The sequence below is a fragment of the Hymenobacter siberiensis genome (assembly GCF_018967845.1).
GTDB lineage: Bacteria > Bacteroidota > Bacteroidia > Cytophagales > Hymenobacteraceae > Hymenobacter > Hymenobacter siberiensis.
In genome coordinates, this window is sequence record NZ_JAHLZZ010000001.1 from 4,028,690 (window position 1) to 4,047,820 (window position 19,131).

At 61.2% G+C, this 19,131-nt stretch carries 15 protein-coding genes, 1 tRNA gene and 1 pseudogene; 6 read left to right on the forward strand and 11 right to left on the reverse strand.

Annotated features, from left to right (window positions below; translation table 11 throughout):
- Positions 1-18 precede the first annotated feature (18 nt).
- On the reverse strand, positions 19-144 hold the full coding sequence (locus tag KQ661_RS22615) for a hypothetical protein (protein ID WP_262898304.1): 126 nt from the start codon (positions 142-144) through the stop codon (positions 19-21).
- Between the two features lie 278 nt (positions 145-422).
- Between KQ661_RS22615 and KQ661_RS17540 the strand changes: the two genes are divergently transcribed.
- Positions 423-869, forward strand: a complete 447-nt coding sequence (locus KQ661_RS17540; RefSeq protein ID WP_216726584.1) for a BLUF domain-containing protein — start codon at positions 423-425, stop codon at positions 867-869.
- A gap of 9 nt (positions 870-878) precedes the next feature.
- Here KQ661_RS17540 and KQ661_RS17545 read toward each other — a convergent pair whose 3' ends face one another.
- The gene (locus KQ661_RS17545; protein WP_216727626.1) at positions 879-3,911 is read right to left on the reverse strand and encodes a CheR family methyltransferase; all 3,033 of its coding nucleotides are present in this window, start codon (positions 3,909-3,911) and stop codon (positions 879-881) included.
- Positions 3,912-4,107: 196 nt separating this feature from the next.
- Between KQ661_RS17545 and KQ661_RS17550 the strand changes: the two genes are divergently transcribed.
- Entirely contained in the window at positions 4,108-5,121 is a 1,014-nt protein-coding gene (locus tag KQ661_RS17550) for a chemotaxis protein CheB (RefSeq protein WP_216689547.1), read from the forward strand.
- A 92-nt stretch (positions 5,122-5,213) separates the two neighbouring features.
- On the opposite strand, the gene KQ661_RS17555 is transcribed toward KQ661_RS17550, so the two are convergent.
- Positions 5,214-5,576 carry a hypothetical protein gene (locus tag KQ661_RS17555; RefSeq protein WP_216726586.1) on the reverse strand — a complete coding sequence of 121 codons (363 nt, stop codon included), beginning with the start codon at positions 5,574-5,576 and terminating at the stop codon, positions 5,214-5,216.
- Between the two features lie 597 nt (positions 5,577-6,173).
- On the opposite strand from KQ661_RS17555, the gene KQ661_RS17560 reads away from it, so the two are divergent.
- Both KQ661_RS17560 and KQ661_RS17565 read left to right on the forward strand, forming a co-directional pair.
- Complete coding sequence (locus KQ661_RS17560; protein WP_216727627.1) at positions 6,174-6,548, forward strand: DoxX family protein; 375 nt, start codon at positions 6,174-6,176, stop codon at positions 6,546-6,548.
- Between the two features lie 176 nt (positions 6,549-6,724).
- Positions 6,725-8,515, forward strand: a complete 1,791-nt coding sequence (locus tag KQ661_RS17565) for an ABC transporter ATP-binding protein (protein WP_216689551.1) — start codon at positions 6,725-6,727, stop codon at positions 8,513-8,515.
- Positions 8,516-8,613: 98 nt separating this feature from the next.
- On the opposite strand, the gene KQ661_RS17570 is transcribed toward KQ661_RS17565, so the two are convergent.
- Complete coding sequence (locus KQ661_RS17570) at positions 8,614-9,444, reverse strand: polyphosphate kinase 2 family protein (RefSeq protein ID WP_216689552.1); 831 nt, start codon at positions 9,442-9,444, stop codon at positions 8,614-8,616.
- 61 nt (positions 9,445-9,505) lie between these two features.
- A complete protein-coding gene (locus KQ661_RS17575) occupies positions 9,506-10,234 on the reverse strand; it encodes a VIT1/CCC1 transporter family protein (RefSeq protein ID WP_216689553.1) in 729 nt (242 codons plus the stop codon).
- A gap of 118 nt (positions 10,235-10,352) precedes the next feature.
- Between KQ661_RS17575 and KQ661_RS17580 the strand changes: the two genes are divergently transcribed.
- Positions 10,353-11,051, forward strand: a complete 699-nt coding sequence (locus KQ661_RS17580; RefSeq protein WP_216689556.1) for a Dps family protein — start codon at positions 10,353-10,355, stop codon at positions 11,049-11,051.
- Between the two features lie 85 nt (positions 11,052-11,136).
- Here the strand turns inward: KQ661_RS17580 and KQ661_RS17585 are convergent.
- Positions 11,137-11,631 (reverse strand): annotated as a pseudogene (locus tag KQ661_RS17585) (low affinity iron permease family protein).
- Between the two features lie 198 nt (positions 11,632-11,829).
- On the opposite strand from KQ661_RS17585, the gene KQ661_RS17590 reads away from it, so the two are divergent.
- A tRNA-Leu gene (locus KQ661_RS17590) sits at positions 11,830-11,911 on the forward strand.
- A 111-nt stretch (positions 11,912-12,022) separates the two neighbouring features.
- Here the strand turns inward: KQ661_RS17590 and KQ661_RS17595 are convergent.
- The 5 genes from KQ661_RS17595 to KQ661_RS17615 all read right to left on the reverse strand — a co-directional run bounded on the left by KQ661_RS17595 (position 12,023) and on the right by KQ661_RS17615 (position 19,077).
- Entirely contained in the window at positions 12,023-13,636 is a 1,614-nt protein-coding gene (locus KQ661_RS17595) for an NFACT RNA binding domain-containing protein (protein ID WP_216727628.1), read from the reverse strand.
- An 8-nt stretch (positions 13,637-13,644) separates the two neighbouring features.
- The gene (locus KQ661_RS17600; protein WP_216727629.1) at positions 13,645-14,004 is read right to left on the reverse strand and encodes a cupin domain-containing protein; all 360 of its coding nucleotides are present in this window, start codon (positions 14,002-14,004) and stop codon (positions 13,645-13,647) included.
- A gap of 91 nt (positions 14,005-14,095) precedes the next feature.
- The gene (locus KQ661_RS17605; RefSeq protein WP_216727630.1) at positions 14,096-14,863 is read right to left on the reverse strand and encodes an MBL fold metallo-hydrolase; all 768 of its coding nucleotides are present in this window, start codon (positions 14,861-14,863) and stop codon (positions 14,096-14,098) included.
- Positions 14,864-14,982: 119 nt separating this feature from the next.
- Positions 14,983-15,369 (reverse strand): response regulator, encoded by a 387-nt coding sequence (locus KQ661_RS17610; protein WP_216689564.1) that lies wholly within the window; start codon positions 15,367-15,369, stop codon positions 14,983-14,985.
- Between the two features lie 57 nt (positions 15,370-15,426).
- Positions 15,427-19,077, reverse strand: coding sequence for a PAS domain S-box protein (locus KQ661_RS17615; protein ID WP_216689566.1), 3,651 nt, complete (start codon positions 19,075-19,077; stop codon positions 15,427-15,429).
- Positions 19,078-19,131: the final 54 nt, after the last annotated feature.

A 19,131-nucleotide genomic window follows, 5' to 3' on the forward strand; every position in this document is an offset into this window, starting at 1 on the left:
GATGGTGAGGTCGCCCAGCTAGTAGCGGGCCAGCAGCTGGCGCTCGTAGCGCTGGGGCGAGAGCGTCGTATTGGCTGTTATCGCAACAGCCCAATCCACGGCCCGCCGACGCTGGCTTTCGGTTATCAGGAAGGCATCATTCATTCAGCTAGTCATACGCCGCCCTCCCCTTTGTGGGTTATCCCAATTGTACTCCGGATAAATACGGATTTTTACTCAGTGGCACCGCTCCGCATTGCACGCCCGGCAGGCACAGGGCTTCCTGGGGGCACTAGCGCAGCGGGGCGCCCAACCGAAGAATAAAAGACACGCCAAAAATTATTATGATTCTCTTATATTTAAGTTCCCTCCCCTCCCCCCCGCGCCTACTCTCGAAGTCTACATTACCCACTTCCCGCTGTACCCCACGCACTTTTTTAATTATGAGGACATATCACCTCATCTACCAGAGCCAAGCCATGGTGCCTTTCAACGCACCCGAGCTGCGGGCCCTGCATCGGCAGGCGCAGGCCTACAACGGTACCCACGGCATTACGGGCGTGCTGCTCCACACCGCCGACGGCCGGTTCCTGCAGCTGCTCGAAGGCACAGAAGCTGCCGTGCGGCACCTCTACTACAACCACATCGTACGGGACCCGCGCCATCGCGATTGCCACATCCTGGCCGAAGGCCCCTGCCTGAAGCCCAGCTTTGCCAGCTGGGCCATGGTGCTTCGCTTTGTGCGGCCCAACGAGGTGCGCGACCTGCTGGCCCATGTGCCCGCCGACGGTAACCAGGCCCGATGTGTGCCGCGTGCCCGCACCGGGCCCGAGTTGGCGGCGGCGCTGCGTGGCTTCATTGCCACAGGCCAGGCGGCCCAGCGGACGTAAGGCCGACGGCTAGGCGGGCACCACTTCCACGCCCAGCAGCAGGCGGCCCGTGCGCGCCCCGCCGCTGGTGAGGGGCCGCCCAAACAGCCGCAGCGTGCGGGGGCCGGCCTTGGGGAAATCAGCCACGTAGGGAAAATCCAGGAAGGACTGCTCCGGGTGGCGCAGGGTGGTTTCGAGGCGCTCGCGCAGGGCGGGCTGCTGCCAGGCCCCGCCATCGAGCTCGCGCAGCAGCTGGCCCTTACTGCGGTCGCGGTCGAGACCGAACAGCGTGGCAAAGGCCTCGCTGATGGCCAGCACCCGCTGCTCGGTATCGAGCACAAGCAGGGGCTCGCGCAGGGTTTCGGCAATGCTTTCGGCAAAGCGGGCACTTTCCTGGAGCTGGGCTTCGAGGGTTTTGAGGGCCGTAATGTCGGTGAAGGTGATAACGGCCCCGCTGATGTAGTTATCGAGGGTGCGGTAGGGCAGAATGCGCATGACGTACCACTCGCCCTGGGTGGTCTGAATATTGGCCTCCACGGTCACCAGCCGGTCGAGTACCTGTCGCACGTCCTGGGCCAGGGTTTCGTGGCGCAGGGTATTGGCAAAGTGCATGATGGGGCGGCCCACGTCGCTGGGCAGCAGGCTCACAATGCGGTTCACGGGCGGCGTGAAGCGCTTTATCACCATGTCATTGTCGAGGAAGATGGTAGCAATTTCCGTGGCGTCGAGCAGGTTCTTCATGTCGTTGGCGGCCTGGCTCAGTTCCTCGGTTTTATTGAGATACTGCATGTTAAGGGTCATCAGCTCCTCGTTCAGGCTCTGCATTTCCTCCTTGTTGGTCATGGCCTCCTCGTTGGTACTCTGCAGCTCCTCGTTGGCGCTTTGCAGCTCCTCGTTGGTACTTTTAAGCTCTTCCACGCTGATTTCCATCTCCTCAATGGTGGTCTGGAGGCGGTGCTTGGTGTATTGCAGCTCCTTTTGCAGGGTTTGCACCTGAGCGTCGTGGTCGGGGGCCAGGGTGGCTTTGCCCAGGCGCACCCGCCGGGGCGTGGGCTGCTCCTCAAACACCACCAGCAGCAGGCCTGCCAGGGGCTCGCCTTCTTCCAGCACCTTCACCGTGAGGCGCAGCAGCTGCACGCCGGTTTCAAGGCGCAGCTTCACGCCCTCGGCCACCACGTCGTGGCGGGTGGCCACGGCCTTGTGCACGGCCTCGCTCAGCTCATAGTTGAGCTCTTCGCGGGCCATGTCAAACACGTTCATGGCGCCCAGGCCGGGCGCCGGCTCCAGAAAACGGCCGGTGCGGCCGTTCACGTACAGAATTTCGCCCTTGGGGTTGATGACTACGGCGGGCGGCGTGTACTGGCGCAGGAGCACGCGCTGGACCAGCGCAGTAAACGGAGAATCTTTGCGGGCGGTATGAGCCATCATGGGACTAGCGGCAGAAGCGGACGGAGCCAGGGCATGCTGCCGGGCCAGGGCAAACGGAAAATTGGCCAGCCGAATGAGCGACGACGGCGTATCCATACGCCGCGAAATCTTCCATTTTACGTCCAATGACTGAAATAAGTCCTGAAAGCCAGCAATGTTTTCGCTCGGCCCCAGAAAAATCAAGCCATTCGTAATCAAGGCGTAGTGAAAGAAAGGGATAAGGTTTTTCTGGAGCTCGGCGCTGAAGTAGATGAGCAGGTTGCGGCACACCAGCAGGTCGAGCTTGGTGAAGGGCGCGTCCTTGTTCAAATCGTGCACGGCAAACACCACCACGTCGCGCACTTCTTTCTTGATGCGGTAGCCGTCCTCGGTTTTGACAAAGTAGTGCCGCAGCCGCTCGGGGCTCACGTCAGACACCACGTTGTCGGGGTAAATGCCCACACGGGCAAAGTCGATGGCGTCGGGGTTGATGTCGGTGGCAAAAATCTGGAGCTTGAGGTAAGCGGTAGACTCCAGGCCGTCCAGGCATTCGAGCAGGGCAATGGCCAGGCTGTAGGCCTCCTCGCCCGTCGAGCAGCCGGGGGCCCACACCCGCACGGTGCTGTCGGCGGGCTTGAGGCGCAGCAGCGGCAGCAGGCGCACCTTCAGCTGCTCAAACGCCTCGCGGTCGCGGAAGAATTTGGTTACCCCAATCAGCAGCTCCTTAAACAGGGCATCTACCTCGGCCGGGGTTTCCTGAAGGTAGCGCACGTAATGCGTAAACTCCCGAATCTGGTGCGAGTTCATGCGCCGCTCAATGCGCCGGAACACCGTGTTGCGCTTGTAAAAGCTAAAATCGTGGCCCGTTTTGGCCCGGATGAGGTGAAAAATCTTTTGCAGGGCGTGGGCCGGACGGGCGGCGCTTTCGGCTTCCTCGCGGCGCGGGCGGGTGGCGGGGTGGCGCATGTAGGCCAGCAGCTTGGCGGGCAGCAGCTCGGCGGGCAGCACAAAATCCACAAACTCGGTGGCCAGGGCCGAGCGCGGCATCGAGTCGAACTCGGCCGTTTCGGGGGCCTGCACCATCACCATCCCAAAGTTTTCCATCACCATTTTCAGGCCCAGCGTGCCATCGGAACCCAGCCCCGAGCAGATGACGCATACCGCGCGGGCGCGCGCATCCTTGGCCATGCTCTGAAAAAAGAAGTCGATGGGCAGCCGCCGGCCCTTGGGCTGGGTGGGCGCAAACAGCAGCAGCATTCCGTGCAGAATGCTCATGTCGCGGTTGGGCGGAATCACGTACACCTGGTTGGGGCGCACGCGCAGGCCATCGCTGGCTTCCCGTACCGGCATGGGGGTGAAGTGCTGGAGCACCTGCGCCAGCTCCGATTCCTGGTCGGGCGAGAGGTGCGTGATAACCACGAAGGCCATGCCGCTATCGGCCGGCATGGCCCGAAAAAACCGCTCAAACGCGGCCAGCGCGCCCGCCGAGCCGCCCAACGCTACCAGCGGGAACTTATCGGGCGAGAAATCAGGGTGCCGGACTTCGCGGGCCAGTACAGGGATAACGGGCTCATCGCCGTCGCGGGGCATTTCTGCGGGCGGGGTGATGAGAATACCGGGTTCGCCGGGGACGGGCGCTGAATCGGTGGGAGTCATGAGGCAACGGGTATGAAAGGGGCCGCAGGGAGATGCTGCCTGCGGCGCGCCAGGCGGCAGATGGTGGCCGTTTGCATTGGCGCACGCAGTCGCCCCGGGAGTAGACCAGAAACAAATTTACCGGAAAAAGCCCGAGCCCTTCGCCGTCCCCGGATATTTCCCGTAGAAAATGCCACCTCTCACACTTCTTTCCTTTATGTCAGCGCCTGCTTACCTTATTGTAGTTGGCACTTCGGCCGGCGGCATGCCGGCACTGGTCCAATTTGTGGCCCATCTGCCCGCCGCGCTGCCCGCCGCCATCCTGGTGGTGCAGCATTTTGCCCCCGATTCCAACGGCCAGCACCTCGTCGAACGCCTGGCCCGCCACACCACCCTGCCCTGCCGCCTGCCCACGGATGGCGAAACCCTGGCCGCCGGCACCATTTACCTGGCCCCGCCCGACCGCCACCTACTGGCCAAGGACGGCAGCGTGCCCCACCTGCTGGTGACCAAAGGCCCGCGTGAAAACCACTACCGCCCCGCCGCCGACGCCCTGTTCCGCTCGGCAGCCGTGGCCTACGGGGCGCGCACGGTGGGCATCGTGCTCACCGGCATGCTGCACGACGGCACGGCCGGCCTGGAATTCATTAAGCGCTGCGGCGGCATTGCCATTGTGCAAGACCCCAGCGAGGCCGAATTTCCCAGCATGCCCGAATCGGCTTTGCACAATGTGGACGTGGACTACGTGGTACCCCTGGGCCAGATGGCGGCCCTGCTCGAAGAAATAACCCACAGCCCCGCTCCCCCGCGCCAGCCCGATATTCCCGAGGACCTTAAACAGGAGGCCACCATTGCCGAAAGAGTAGTGGGCGACATTACCGCCGTGGCTGAAATCGGGCACCAAGTGCCCCTCACCTGCCCCGACTGCGGCGGCAGCCTCTGGCAAGTGAACCAGGGCAAGGTGCTGCGCTACCGCTGCCACACCGGTCACGCTTTCACCGCCGGCAGCCTGCTGCACAATTCGCAGCAGCACCTCGAAGAAACCCTGTGGGTGGCCCTGCGCATGATGGAAGAACGCAAAAACCTGCTCACCGGCATGGCGGCTCGCGGCACCGGGTCCTACTCCGCGCAGCAGGAAGAGCGGCTGGACGAAATCAAAAAGCACATCAACCGCCTGCGCGAATTCCTGCTCAATGACGGCCCCACCACCATTGCCACGCCCGAAGACTAGTGGCCCGTAGGCGGCCGCCGGCGGGCTAAGCAAAACAAGCGGGCGGCCGGCTTTTACCGGCTGTCTGCTCAACTACCAATTTGAATAATTGCTTAGGCCTCCATGCTCCAGTCGTGCCAGTGGGCCTGCCGGGCCGCGTCGAGCAGGGTGGGCACAATGCAGGGCGCGGGGCCAAGCTCCTGCTCCAGCAGCTCGCGTTTCACGCGTTCGGGCACGTGCACCAGCACCAGCTGCGCGTGCTGCTCCTGCAGCTGGAAATGCGTGTCCCACAGCAGCCGCGCCGCTTCGGTCGACAGCGAATCCAGCATGCCGCAATCGACCCACACCGAGGTCTTGCCGCTGCGCCGTGCCCGCCGCAGCCAGCGCGCCAGCACCGATTCCGGCTGGCCGGGCCGGCCAGGGGCTAAAATGAGCAGGTAGCTCTCCGGCAGTAATTCATGATAGATAACGTGCATAGCAAACAAAATTTAGCCATTAATCGAATAGAAATAAGCAAGTTAAACTAACACTATACAGTAGTTATCCGCACAATGTTGATACAAATTTCGCCAATGTTATAATTCTATTCCTTATGGATAACTACGGATTATGATGATGAAAAGTACTTAAATAGGACTTTTACCATTAAATTTTTCATCGTATCGCCGATTATGCTGCTTAGTGTCTCAATTGACCGGACCCGAGCCGGGGACGGGAACGGTTCGGGGCACTCTTTATTGTAACAAAATAAATTTAATTATATATTTAGCTTTAAAACAATATTCGGCCGCAAAAATTCCGGAAATTCTCTTTTTGTTAAAACACGATGGCAGTTCAGCCGTCATCCTGCTGTCCCTCCCGTTTGGATGGGCCCATCATCGGTGTAGCGACGCATCTTTGCGCCGTGTAGCTGAACTTTACCAGATACACGGTGCAGCTGCAGACATGCATTGCTACACCATCCGGCAAAATATAAATCGCAATAAATCAGCGTACCATAAACAAAGTGAAGCTGGCAAGCTGGCCACCACATCGCGCTTTACCACCTTTTTTCACCTTTCCCTTCCTCACTCATGAGTCCATCTGTTCGCAACGTCATTGCCTGGATTTTACAGGCGCTGCTGGCCGCCTCCTTTATTTATGCCGGCAGCCAGAAACTCATGGGCCTCGATGGAACCATGGCCATGTTTGGCAACCTGGGGTTGCCGGGCTGGTTTGGCGGCTTCATTGGTGTGGCCGAGGTGCTGGGCGGCATTGGGCTGCTGGTGCCGCGCACGGTGCGCCCGGCGGCCCTGGGCCTCATCGTCATCATGCTGGGGGCCGTGTTCATGCACGCCACCAAAATACCCGGCGGGCTGGCTAATGGCATACCCGCTATTGTGACGCTGGTGCTGCTGGTGATAGTGCTGGTGCTGCGCAGCCGCACCGCAGCCCGGGCAGCAGCCTAAGCGCTGTGCCAAAAAGGCCGGCGGCCCACTCAACCCGGAGTAACAAGCCTTTCTTTGCATAGCCACCAAACCGCCCCCCAGGCCGAGCGTTATCCCAAACCATTGCCGCGCCGGCCGGGTTGCTTGTCTTCCGGCCGGCCCAACCGGGCCACTGACCGGGCCACTTGTGTGTTCTCATGAAAATCCTTTATAGCTACCTGCGTAACTACTGGCCACTGCTGGCGCTGGCCCTCGGGCTGGCCGCTGTGAACCAGGTATTTTCGCTGCTCGACCCGTATTTCTTCCGCAAACTCATTGACCACTTCTCCCCCAAGGGTGGCGATTTGGGTACAATACACTTGGTGCCATTTGGGCCATTCCTGCGCGAGGCGCTGCCCTATATCGGGCTCATGCTGGGCGCAGCCATGGTGTCGCGCATTGCCAAAAACTTCCAGGATTATTACGTCAACGTCATCACCCAGCGGCTGGGGGCCAAGATGTATTCCGACGGCCTGCGCCACTCGCTGGAGCTGCCATACCAAGTGTTTGAGGACCAGCGCTCGGGCGAAACCCTGGGCAAGCTCCAGAAAGTGCGGATTGACGTAGAAAAGCTCATCCAGAGCTTCGTGAACGTACTTTTTACGGCGCTGGTGGGCATCATTTTCGTGATGTGGTACGCCATCACGGTGTACTGGCCCATTGCGCTAGGCTACTTTCTCACCATTCCGCTGCTGGGCATTCTGAGCTTTTTTCTAAGCAAGAAAATCAAAGTTATTCAGAAGACCATCGTGGCCGAAACCACGGCCCTGGCCGGCTCTACCACCGAGAGCCTGCGCAACATCGAGCTCATCAAGAGCCTGGGCCTGGCCCAGCAGGAAACCGAGCGCCTGAACGCCACTACCGATAAAATCCTGAAGCTGGAGCTGCGCAAGGTGCGCTACCTGCGCTCGCTGAGCTTCGTGCAGGGCACCTTCGTAAACCTGCTCCGCAACGTGATTGTGCTGCTGCTGCTGTACCTGCTGGTGCAGCGCCACATCAGCCTGGGGCAGTTTTTCTCGTTCTTCATCTACTCGTTCTCCATCTTCGGGCCGTTGCAGGAGCTGGGCAACATCATTGGCGTGTACCGCGAAACCGAAATTTCGCTGGGTAATTTCCAGACGATTCTCGACACGCCCAAGGACGTGAAGCCGGCACAGCCCAAGTCGGTAGCCCACATCGACAACCTGGCCTTCGACCACGTCAGCTTCCAGCACCTCACGGCCAAGGGCAAGGCGCTGACCAATATTTCCTTCGGCGTGAAGCTCGGCGAAACCATTGCCTTCGTGGGCCCGTCGGGCTCGGGCAAAACCACGCTCGTGAAGCTGCTGGTGGGCCTCTACCCGCCCCTGGCCGGCCAGATTCTGTACAATGGCATCCCCGGCGATGAAATCGACCTCGATGAGCTGCGCGAGCAAATCGGCTTCGTGACGCAGGACACCCAGCTTTTTGCCGGCACCATCCGCGAGAATCTGCGCTTCGTGGCTCCCCACGCTACCGACGAGGAATGCCTGATGGCCCTGCATCAGGCGGCCGCCGATACGCTACTGGCCCGCGCCCCGCTCGGCCTCGATACCGTGATTGGCGAGGGCGGCGTGAAAGTAAGCGGCGGCGAAAAGCAGCGCCTCAGCATTGCCCGCGCCCTGCTGCGCAAGCCCACCCTCATGGTGTTCGACGAAGCCACGTCGGCCCTCGATTCGCTCACCGAAGAGGAAATCGGCAAAACGGTGCGCAAGCTCTCCGGCTCGCGCCAGCACATGACCATCCTCATTGCCCACCGCCTCAGCACCATCCTGCACGCCGACCGCATCTTTGTACTTGAGCGCGGCCACATTGCCGAGCAGGGCGGCCACGCCGAGCTGCTGGCCCAAAAGGGCCTCTACTACGCCATGTGGCGCCAGCAAATCGGCGAGCGCAAGGAGGAAGAAGCAACCAGCGCCGTAGCCGTGTAAGGCAAGGAACTGGCGCGAGTTACCGGAACTGGCGCCAGTTTAGCGCAGCGTAACTCGCGCCAGTTGGGCCAGTTGGGGATAGTACTGAAATTCAGCACTTACACAATCACCTGTGCTTCCACATCGAAATTCGGCTTGGGTGGCTTCGGATTCATTTCTTCCAGCACGGCCACCACAATTTCGGCAATGGCCAGGTCCCGCACCCACTTGTGGTTGGCGGGCACCACAAACCACGGGGCATCATCGGTAGAGCAGTGGCGCAGGGCGTCTTCGTACACGCGCTGGTAGTCGTCCCAGAGGGCACGATCTTTGAGGTCGTTGGGGTCGAATTTCCAGTTTTTGGTGGGGTCGTCGAGGCGGGCCTGCAGGCGCTCGGCCTGCTCGTCTTTGGAGATATGCAGGAAGAATTTGAGGACGCGCGTGCCGTTGCGGGTCAGCAATTGCTCAAAATTATTGATATCCTCGAAGCGCTGCCTGGCCGTTTTGTCGTCAATCAGGCCATGGACGCGGGTGATGAGCACGTCCTCGTAATGTGAGCGGTTGAACACCCCAATGCGGCCCCGCTTGGGCGTTTGGGCATGAATGCGCCAAAGGAAATCGTGGTTAAGCTCATCGGTGGAGGGCGCTTTGAAGTTGGCCACCTGCACCCCGGCCGGGTTCACGCCCGTGAGCAGGTTCTCGATAAGGCCATCCTTGCCGCCCGTATCCATCGCCTGAAACACCAGCAGAATGCTGTGCCGGTGCTCGGCATACAGCAGCTCCTGCAGCTCGCAGAGCCGGTGGCGCAGGGCATCCATAAACGGGTGGGCCTCCTCTTGGTTGGTGAGGCGATGCTTGAACGGCTTCTCGGAATCCGGGTCAACATCGGCCAGTTTGAAGGACTTATGCCTGACCTGCACGGCAGGCGTTTCGGGATAGTTAACTTTCATGAGCCGCTTGCTGAAAATAAGGATTGAAAGGAATACCTACGCGAAAGCCGTGGGCGGCGGGCTAGCCGCCCACGGCCCGCGCAATGCCAAAGGCCGCCGCTGCCGCCAGCGCACCCACCACAGCCATTTTCACGGCTCCGGCCACGGGCGGCTGCCCGGTCATGCGGCTCTTGAAATAGCCAAATACGAACAGGCACACCAGCGTGATGGCCGCCGACCACGCCAGCCCCTGCTGGGGCGTGTCGGTCATGAAGTAGGCGCTAAGCGGAATCAGCCCGCCCACCGCGTAGGCCAGGCTGATGGTGACGGCACTTTTGGGAGCCTGCCGGGGGTCGGGCTCCTCCAGGCCCAGCTCGTACTTCATCATGAACTTCACCCACTGCTCGGGGTCGGCGGTGAGCTCGGCCACAGCCTGGCGGCGGGTTTCGGCCGAAAGGCCCATATCGGCCAGCAGCTCGTCTACTTCGACGCGCTCCTTGTCCGGCACTTCCTGCACCTCGCGGTGCTCGCGGCCCAGCTCCGAGGCGTAGTGCTCTACTTCGGTGCGGCCGGCTAGGTAGCCACCCAAGCCCATGGCAATGCTACCCGCCACTATTTCGGCCAGCCCCGCCGTGATAACCAGGCTGGAGGACGACACGGCCCCACTCAGCCCTGCGGCCAGCGCAAAGGGCACCGTCAGGCCGTCGGACAACCCAATGACCACGTCCTGCAACATGGCCGAGCTGGTAAGGTGGTGCTCGGGATGCACGTCGTGGGGCAGCTGGGTCGTCGTCTTTATTGGTTCGGTCATAAAGGAAAATTTAAGAATGTGGCCTGAACCCGGCCGGGTGCTTTACGTACGAAGAACATAGAATTTTCGCTGCCGAAATGTTTCGGTTGCTGCCCTCACCTCACTCGTTTTTATCATTATGGCTGCTCCTGCCAAAACCGCTGCGCCCAAAACCGCCGCACCCCAAAAAGCTGCCGCCCCGGCTGCCAAAAAAGCCCCCGCCAAAAACGCCGGTAACGCCGGCAAAGGGGCCGGCTCCAACGCCGCTGTCGATATTCAGCCCATTCTCAACCAGCAAAACCATGCCCCGGCGCCCACCCAGCGCTTCGGCACCGTGAGCCAGCGCCTGCCCATCGGCCTCGAAGAGGCCACGCGCTACGATAGTGTAACCATGCTCAACCAGCTGCTGGCCGATACCATCACGCTGCGCGATATGTACAAAAAGCACCATTGGCAGGTAGTGGGCCCCACGTTCTACCAGCTGCACCTGCTCTACGATAAGCACTACGAAGAGCAGGCCGGTCTAGTCGACACCATTGCCGAGCGCATCCAGATTCTGGGCGGTGTGGCCGTGGCCATGGCCCACGACGTGGCCGAGCTCACCAGCCTGCCCCGCATCCCGCGCGACCGTGAGGAGGCGCCCATTCAGGTTTCGCGCCTGTTGAGTGCCCACCAGTCCATCCTCAAAAACTGCCACGAATACGCCAAGCGGGCCGATGAGTCCGGCGACGACGGCACCAACGACCTCATCGTAAGCGACCTCATGCGTACCAACGAGCTGCAAGTGTGGTTCGTGTCGGAGCACGTAGTAGAGTCGCCGCTCACCCGAGCCGAGTAACCTTCCCGGCTGCAGGACAAAAAAGGGCTGCCGCAGAATCTGCGGCAGCCCTTTTTTGTCCTGCAATCTGAGTGAGAGTTGATGGCTAGTTGACATTTTCTTCGACCCGCGCCTCCAGCTTATCATTTTCGTTGTCTTCGGCCTCTTCTACCGAATGGGTTTTGCCGAGGTCGCTGTCCTTTTTGGCCAACTCGGCAAGGGCGCAGTAGAAGTTGTGGAAAAGCTTGATTTCTTCCTCCGAAAAATCTTGCGCGTTGATAAGGCGGTTGCTGGCCCCCTGCGTAGCCGCAATCAGCTCGTTCAGCTCGTTCAGCTCGTTCAGCTTAAGGTGCAGCACCAGCGAATCCTTGTTCTGCGCCCGCTGAATGAGAAACACCATCAGAAACGTGATGATGGTGGTGCCCGTGTTGATGACCAGCTACCAGGTTTCGGAATAATGAAACAGCGGCCCCGTCACACCCCAGATGACAATAATGGCCGACGCCCCGATAAAAGCAGCCGTGGAACCCGAAAACTTGGTAATACCTTCGGCCATGCGGCCAAAAAAGGAGTTGGAAGTCGATTTAGCGGCGGAATTCATGGCCAAATGAACGGTAAGATTGAGAAAGCTTACGGCCTTCTTCTGCGGAACCACAAGGTAAACGACTGAACGATGGGCCTTTGATGAAAAAGCGTGGCAGAAGGTTGTAGGAGCCGATTTCACCTCCTATCTTTGCACCCGCTAAGCTACCTCAGCGACGCCGGCCTCGGCCGAATACCCGGTTTAGTTGCTCTATTTGCGCACGTGGTGAAACTGGTAGACACGCCATCTTGAGGGGGTGGTGCCTTCGGGTGTGGGAGTTCGAATCTCCCCGCGCGCACGCAAACAAGAAGAGCCCGCTGCAAGCAATTGCAGCGGGCTCTTTGCTATAGTGCGAAGCGGTGCTTCGCGCCCCAGTTGCTGTTTCACGGCTGCGAAGCACTGCTTCGCACTACTGCTGCTGCTCAAACGGGTTGCCGGGCTTCACCAGCACCACCCGCTCACGCTCAACTACCACCTGGCCGGGCAATGCGCCTTTGGGCTTGCGCACAAATTTCTTGGGCGTGACCGTGACCGGGCACAGCGTGTCGTGCTGGCGGCGCGAGTACCAGCCGGCCAGCATAGCGGCGTGCTCCACCACGGGCTCGGGCACGGGCTGCCCCGCCCGGTGCCGGATAACGACGTGCGAGCCCGTTACGTCCTTGGCGTGCAGCCAGAGGTCATCCTTGTGGGCGTATTTCTGGGTGAGCAGGTCGTTGTTCGCGGCGTTGCGGCCCACCAGAATGGTGAAGCCCCGGTCCTCAAACACCTTGAAGGGCAGCTCCGTGGCCGCTTTGGCGGCCGTGGGCGTGGGGTCGAGGCCGTGCTGCTTGCGCCAGGTACGCAGGCCGCGCAGCTCGGCCAGGGCCGGCTGGGTGTCCATGTCTTCGAGGCGCTCCAGGGCCGAGAGGGCTTCGGCCTCGCGGCGGGCAATGCGCTCGGTGAGCTGGCGCTCTTCAATTTGCTGGTTTTTACCCTTACGGTAGAGGTTTTCGGCGGTAAACTGGGGCTTCTCGGTGCGCTTAAGCTTGATGAGCCGGGGCAGGTTAGTGTAAAAGTCAATCACCTCAATCTGCGTGGCTCCGACCGGAATGGCGTGCAGGTTGGCCATTATCAGGTCGGCGGTGTGGCGATAGCCAGCTTCGTGGGCCAGGGCGTGGAGGCGCTGGCGGGCATGGGCGGCGGCGGTATCGGCTTCGGCGGCGCGGCGCTCCAGCAGCTGGCGCAGCTGTTTGGTTTCCGTTTCGAGGGCGCGGCGGCCCAGGGCCATGGGCACAAAGCGGCGCAGGGCGGCCACGGGGTCGGTACCGGCAAAGGTTTCCAGCACCTCCCCTAGCGGCAGCAGGCTGAGGCGCGTGCGGCCGTCGAGCTGAATGAGGTAGTAATGGGCGGGCTTTTCGAGCTGAGCCAGCACCTGGTTTACTTGCCGGGTTTTGGTTTCGGGCGAGGCCAAGTCATAGCCGTTTTCGCGCAGGTAGCGCAGGGGCAGGTCGGCCAGCGGCGGCGGAAGTTTCTGGACCGCAGATTTAACGGGTTTGTCGGATTGCGCCGATTCGGATGAATTTGGGGTTTCGGATGGGGGCGGCGTAGTTTGGGCCTGCGGGCGCAGGTCGGCATCGGCCAGCAGCTTTTGGTGGAAAAGCTGGGCCTTGCTATCGGGCGCAGCGCGGAAAATGGCGTTCGGGCGCGGGCCGTAGAGCTTGAACACGAGCCGGCCCCCGCTGCGGAAATTGAGTTGCACCACCCGGTCCTGGGGCCAGGCGGCCACGGTTTCGACCTGCTCGCCCAGCATATCCGGGAACAAATCGACGGAATTGGCGCGGGCGCGCTGGAAGGTTTCGGGCAGGGCCAGGGCGGGGAAATTAGCCCCCAGCTGCGCCTTTAGCCAGAACTCGGCCGTGCCGTTGGTAAGGCCGATTACCAGCTCGTCTTTTTCCTGGGTGAAGCATACGGCCACGCGGTAGCCCCGCAGCCGCTCGGTGAGGGCGGGGGCCAGTTGGCGCAGAAAATAGTAGTTGGTGTGCACGGGGCCGCTTAAATCCGGGGCTGGTCGTGGCGCGTCAGGTCGTGCTCGACGGCCCCGGTATGCCGGGTAGCCTGGGGCTCCATGAGCATTATCCAGGTTTCCTCACTGGCATGGGGCCGGTGTTCAATGCCACGCGGCACAATCAGCATTTCGCCGGTATTGATGGTGGCTGTATGGTCTCGGAACTCGATGTACAGCTGCCCTTTCACTACATAAAACAACTCATCCTCGGCTTCATGGCTGTGCCAGATGAATTCACCCTGCACCTTGGCCAGCTTCACCTGCTGCCCGTTCAAATCGGCCACTACACGCGGGTGCCAATGGTCGCTAAATTGACCAAATTTCTCTTCAAGATTAATAACTTTCATCGCAAGCTGAGTATAAGTTGGAGACAAATAGGGCTATGATTACCAGACGGCTCGCCGTAATTACCTACCAAGTGCAAGCATAGCGGTTATTTCACACCGCCACTTTCAACCCATCATACGCCAGCCGAATCCAGGGCGGCAGTTCGGCTTCTACCTCGCGGTGTAGGCCCAGCTGGTGGCTAATGTGGGTGAGGTAGGCGCGTTTGGGCGCGGCCTCTTCGAGCACGGCCACGGCCTGGGCCAGGGTGAAGTGCGAGATGTGCTCCTCGCGGCGCAGGGCGTTGAGAACGATGACGTCGGCATCGCGGAGCTGGGCACGGGTTTCGGGGCCGAGGTGGTTGGCATCCGTCAGGTAGCAGAAGCCGCCGATGCGGAAGCCCAGCACCGGCAGACGGTGGTGCATGGCCCGCAGCGGCAGTACGGGCACACCCAGCACGTCGAACGGCACGTCGTCGCGCTCGATGGGGTGCAGCACCACGCGGGGCACGCCGGGGTACTTGTGCTCGGCAAAAATGTAGGCAAACTCCTGCCGGAGCTGCTGGAGCACGCGGGGCTCGGCAAAAACCGGCATATCGGTTTTCTGCCGGAAGTTGAAGGCCCGGATGTCGTCGAGGCCGGCGGTGTGGTCTTTATGCTCGTGGGTGAAGAGCAGGGCGTCGAGGTGCGTGATGCGGGCGCGCAGCATCTGCTGGCGGAAATCGGGGCCGGAATCGACCACGAAGCTGCGGCCGTCCACTTCCAAGTGCACGGACACGCGCAGGCGCTGGTCGCGGTGGTCGAGCGAGCGGCACACTTCGCAGGTGCAGCCAATCATTGGCACGCCGGAGGACGTACCCGTACCTAAGAATGTTACGGTCATTAAGTTGAGTTAAGAGTTATGAGTAAAGAGTTATGAGTTTGGGTGGTCAATCCTGAGTGGTCATCAACCGGAATCTCCGTTGCCAACTCCTAACTTTTAACTCATAACTCTTAACTCCCTTAGCCCACGTACTGCTTCACCACGCGCACCAGGGCGTCGAAATCGAGCGGCTTGGGCAGGTAGTCGGTCACGCCGGCCTCGCGGAACTGGTCCATCGAGTAGTTGTTGGCGTTGCCGGTGATGGCGATGATGGGCAGCTTGTTAATTTTGGGGTCGGCGTGGGCGCGAATTTCGCGGGTGCACTGCATGCCGTCCTTCACCGGAATGTTGATGTCCATCAGCACACAATCCACCTGGTTGCTTTCCAGCTGCTTCAGTACTTCGCCGCCGTTTTTAGCCAGCACGATTTTATACTTCTGCAATTCCAGAATTTTGCGGGTGAGATTGAGAATTACCGAGCTGTCCTCAGCAATTAGAATGGTTTTGGATGCGGGTTCGGCGGACATTTTCGAAGGGTTTTGGGTTGGGTTCATAGGGTAGAGCAGATAAGAGATTTACCGCGCTCAGGCGGCAGAAGGGTTAGCAGCGCGCTCGACTGCGCCGGGATATTCGGCAACGAGCTGCGCAAAGTAATGTTCCAAAAGTTGAAACCCCACGGCACCTTCGTCCAGACGCTCCTCTTTGAACTGATGCTCAAGGTGCCGGGCCTGCGCGGCCAGGGCCACCCCGCCGAGGGTAGAGGCCGTGCCCTTGAGCTGGTGCAGCATGGGCAGAAGCTCGCGGAAGTTGGCTTCGGCCACCAGGAGCGCGGCGTCGCGCAGCAAATCGCCGGCTTCCTGCTCAAACTCCTGGTAGAGGTCGGACGCAAATTCGGCCCCGCCCAGCTCTATCAGCTGGTGCAGAATAGTGGTGTCGAGCGTAGGCTCCTGGGGCTTGGCCGCGACTGGCGCGGGTAGCGGAGCGGGGGCGGTACCATTGTTCTGGGGGGCGGCCACTGCCGGCAGCAGGGCGGGCGTGGCCCGCGGCCGCAGCCAGCGGTGCAGTACTTCGTAGAGGTGGCGGCTTTTCACGGGCTTGCCCACGTAGTCGTCGAGGCCCTGGCTCATGAAGCGGCCGGCGTCTTCCTGCATCGAGTAGGCCGTCATGGCTACCACGGGCGGGCAGGCGGCCCCCAGCAAGCGCCGGATTTCGGCGGTGGCGGCTACTCCATCCATGTCCGGCATCTGAATGTCCATGAAAATGATGTTGTAGCCGATGCCCGGCGTGCTGACCAGCCCAATGGCCTCGGGGCCGCTGCCGGCAATGGTCACGTCGCAGCCCAGCTTGGTGAGCAGGCGCTGGCCCACCTTCTGGTTGATGGCGTTATCGTCAACGAGCAGCACCTGCGGGGCGGCCTCAAAGGGCTGGAACGCGGCCTCGCGCACCGGGGCTATGGTGGGCGGGTCGACGTGGTGGGCCTCGCGGGCGCTGATGGTGAACCAGAACACGCTGCCCTCGCCCTCGTCCGACAGCACCCCGATTTCGCCGCCCAGCAGCTCGGCCAGCTGCCGGCTGATGCTCAGGCCCAGGCCCGTGCCGCCGTAGGCCTTGCTGGGCGTGGTGTCGAGCTGGGTGAAGTTGGTGAAGAGCAGGCTGGCATTGTCGCTCGAAATACCGATGCCCGAATCCTGCACCGCAAAGCGCAGGGTATGCAGCTCGCCGTCGGTGCTCACGCTGCTCACCACGATGGCCACGGTGCCCTCGTTGGTGAATTTGATGGCGTTGGCCACCAGGTTGGACAGGATTTGGAGCAGGCGCACCTCGTCGGTTATCACGTAGCGCGGGGTGTGCGGCGTGATATAGTAGGTGAAGCGGATGTGCTTCTGCTCGGCCCGGTAGATGAACAGGGCGCGGATGCGCTCCATCACGGCCTGCAGCTCGATGGGCATTTCGTGAATCTGGAGCTTGCCGGCCTGGATTTTTGACAAGTCCAGGATGTCGTTGAGAATGGTGAGCAACGCGTCGGAGCTCTTACGCAGCGTGTCCACGTAGTCAACCTGCTCGTCGGTTTCCACCGTCTGGTCGAGCAGGTCAATCATGCCGATAATGCCGTTCATGGGCGTGCGCAGCTCGTGGCTCATGTTGGCCAGGAACTGGGTTTTGGCCTCCAGGGCGGCTTCAGCCTCGTCTTTGGCGTGGCGCAGGTCGTCCTGCATCTGCTTAATTTCGGTTACGTCACGGGCAATGCCCTGGGTGCCCACCAGACCCTCGCTCACAATGCGCGCATTCACGAGCATGCTCACCGGGTAGCCGTCCTTGTGCCGAAGCTGGGTTTCGAAGTTGCGCAGGCCGCCGCTGCGCTCCACCTCCTCGTTGCCCCGGAGCCGGTCGGAAGGGTCCACGTAAAAGTCTCCCACGGCTTTGCCCAGCACTTCTTCGGGCTCGTAGCCCAGCACGTCGCGCACCGAGGGGCTGACAATGGTGAGCAGGCCCTCTTCATCGGTGCGGTAGTAGATGTCCTGAAACGACTCGAAGATGGAGCGGAACTTCTCCTCCTGCCCTTCCAGGGCCAGTTGGGCGCGCTTCTGCTCGGTGATGTCGTGGGCAATGGCCGAAATTTCCTCAAACGAGCCGTCGCCCAGGTAAATCGGGTTCAGGTAGATATCGGTCCACACGTCGTAGCCGCGGGCATCGCGCAGGCGCATCTCAAAGCGCTGGGCCTGGCCATTGGCGGCCGCGTCGTAGTGCGCCACGAAGGTGTCGCGCTCATTGGCGGGCATATTCTCCAGGTCGGACTTCCACAGGTTGAGGCCGCGCACCGGGTAAATACCGTTGCGCCGCAGGAACAGGGCCGCGTAGTTGCGGTTGAAGTTCATGAGGTTGGCGCGGGTATCCACCGTCCACATCACGTGCGAGCCACTCTCAAAAATGGCATTCAGCCGGGCCGTTTGCTTGCCAATCTGCTCCTCGTTGCGCTTGCGCTCAATGGCCAGCGCCACCTGGTTGGAGATGAAATGGAGCACGTCGAGGTCGCCGGGCGTGTAGGCATCGGCGCGGCTGTAGTCCTGCACGGCCAGCACCCCGATAATGCGGTCGCCGATGCTCAGCGGTGAGGCCAGCATTACCTCCGGGGCCTGCCCGAAGGCCGTGACAACCCCGCTGCGCACCAGCTGCTGGTAGTCGGTGTGGGTGAGGTAGCGCGGCTGCCCGCCGGCAATGATGTACTCCGACACACCCGCCGAAAACGGCCGCGTGCCCTGCGCCCGGGCCTGCGGGTGCTGGTCGACGTGGTACACGAACTGCAGCTGCGTGCGGGCATCGTCGCAGAGGGCGATGAACAGGTTGCTGGTTTCGATAATCTTGCTCAGCTCGCGGTGAATGGCCCCGTAGAGGCTGGGCAAGTCCTTGGCCGAAATGGCCAGGTTGGCAATGCTGTAGTAGACTTTTTGCAGGCGCTCGGCCTTGATGCGGTCGGTAATATCGTGCAGAATGGCGCGGCTGCTCACCGGCTGGCCTTCCTCGCGCACCACGTTCATGCTCCCAATGAGGTGCACGGGCTTGCCCTGACTGGTCAGAAACACGGTTTCCACCTTGTTCACCGGCTCGCCGTCGTAGAGGTTGCGGAGCTGGTAGAGCAGCTTGGCCTTGTAGTAGGGGTGCACCACGTCGGCCAGGGTGCGGGTGGCCAGCTCGGCATCGGTGTAGCCCAGCTTTTCCTTCCAGGCCTTGTTCACAAACAGGAAGCCGTTGTCGGCCCCGAGGTGCTGCACCAGGTCCTGGGCATTATCGAGGAAGTCCTGCAGGTGCGTGCTGTCGCCGGCCAGGGCCGGGCTCACCACGCTGTGGCTGGCAACTTCGTGCCCGGCCAGCCACATGCCGGTAATGCGCCCGGCGGCATCGTGCGTGAAGCCGACCTGCCAGGTCAGGTAGCGCAGTTGGCCCGTGCGCGTCAGTACCGACCGCTCGTACTTAGCATCTAAAACCTGATTATCAATACATTCTAAAAATTCGCGGCGCCGCGACTCGCGCTCGGCCGGCGGGGAAAACAGCTGGTGGTAGAGCTGCCCCAGCACCTTATCGCGGGTATAGCCCGTGAGGGCCAGCAGGGCCTCATTTACGTCGATGATAGTGCCCTTCAAATCGGCCAGCAGGTACATCTGGCCAAGCTGGTCGAGCAGCGCCGCCAGGGGCGGTGCCACGGGGCGGGTAGTGGAAGTAGCCGAAAAAGAAGCCATAAATGACACGTACTACCGGTTGATATTTCCGGCTAAGATAGCCACCGCGCTGCG

Coding starts and splice junctions, on each gene's coding strand:
- KQ661_RS17580 (WP_216689556.1), top strand. CDS start 10,353: ATGGCTGCTCCTGCCAAAACCGCTGCGCCCAAAACCGCCGCACCCCAA.
- KQ661_RS17610 (WP_216689564.1), bottom strand. CDS start 15,369: ATGTCCGCCGAACCCGCATCCAAAACCATTCTAATTGCTGAGGACAGC.
- KQ661_RS17545 (WP_216727626.1), bottom strand. CDS start 3,911: ATGACTCCCACCGATTCAGCGCCCGTCCCCGGCGAACCCGGTATTCTC.
- KQ661_RS17565 (WP_216689551.1), top strand. CDS start 6,725: ATGAAAATCCTTTATAGCTACCTGCGTAACTACTGGCCACTGCTGGCG.
- KQ661_RS17560 (WP_216727627.1), top strand. CDS start 6,174: ATGAGTCCATCTGTTCGCAACGTCATTGCCTGGATTTTACAGGCGCTG.
- KQ661_RS17575 (WP_216689553.1), bottom strand. CDS start 10,234: ATGACCGAACCAATAAAGACGACGACCCAGCTGCCCCACGACGTGCAT.
- KQ661_RS17540 (WP_216726584.1), top strand. CDS start 423: ATGAGGACATATCACCTCATCTACCAGAGCCAAGCCATGGTGCCTTTC.
- KQ661_RS17605 (WP_216727630.1), bottom strand. CDS start 14,863: ATGACCGTAACATTCTTAGGTACGGGTACGTCCTCCGGCGTGCCAATG.
- KQ661_RS22615 (WP_262898304.1), bottom strand. CDS start 144: ATGAATGATGCCTTCCTGATAACCGAAAGCCAGCGTCGGCGGGCCGTG.
- KQ661_RS17570 (WP_216689552.1), bottom strand. CDS start 9,444: ATGAAAGTTAACTATCCCGAAACGCCTGCCGTGCAGGTCAGGCATAAG.
- KQ661_RS17550 (WP_216689547.1), top strand. CDS start 4,108: ATGTCAGCGCCTGCTTACCTTATTGTAGTTGGCACTTCGGCCGGCGGC.
- KQ661_RS17555 (WP_216726586.1), bottom strand. CDS start 5,576: ATGCACGTTATCTATCATGAATTACTGCCGGAGAGCTACCTGCTCATT.
- KQ661_RS17600 (WP_216727629.1), bottom strand. CDS start 14,004: ATGAAAGTTATTAATCTTGAAGAGAAATTTGGTCAATTTAGCGACCAT.
- KQ661_RS17615 (WP_216689566.1), bottom strand. CDS start 19,077: ATGGCTTCTTTTTCGGCTACTTCCACTACCCGCCCCGTGGCACCGCCC.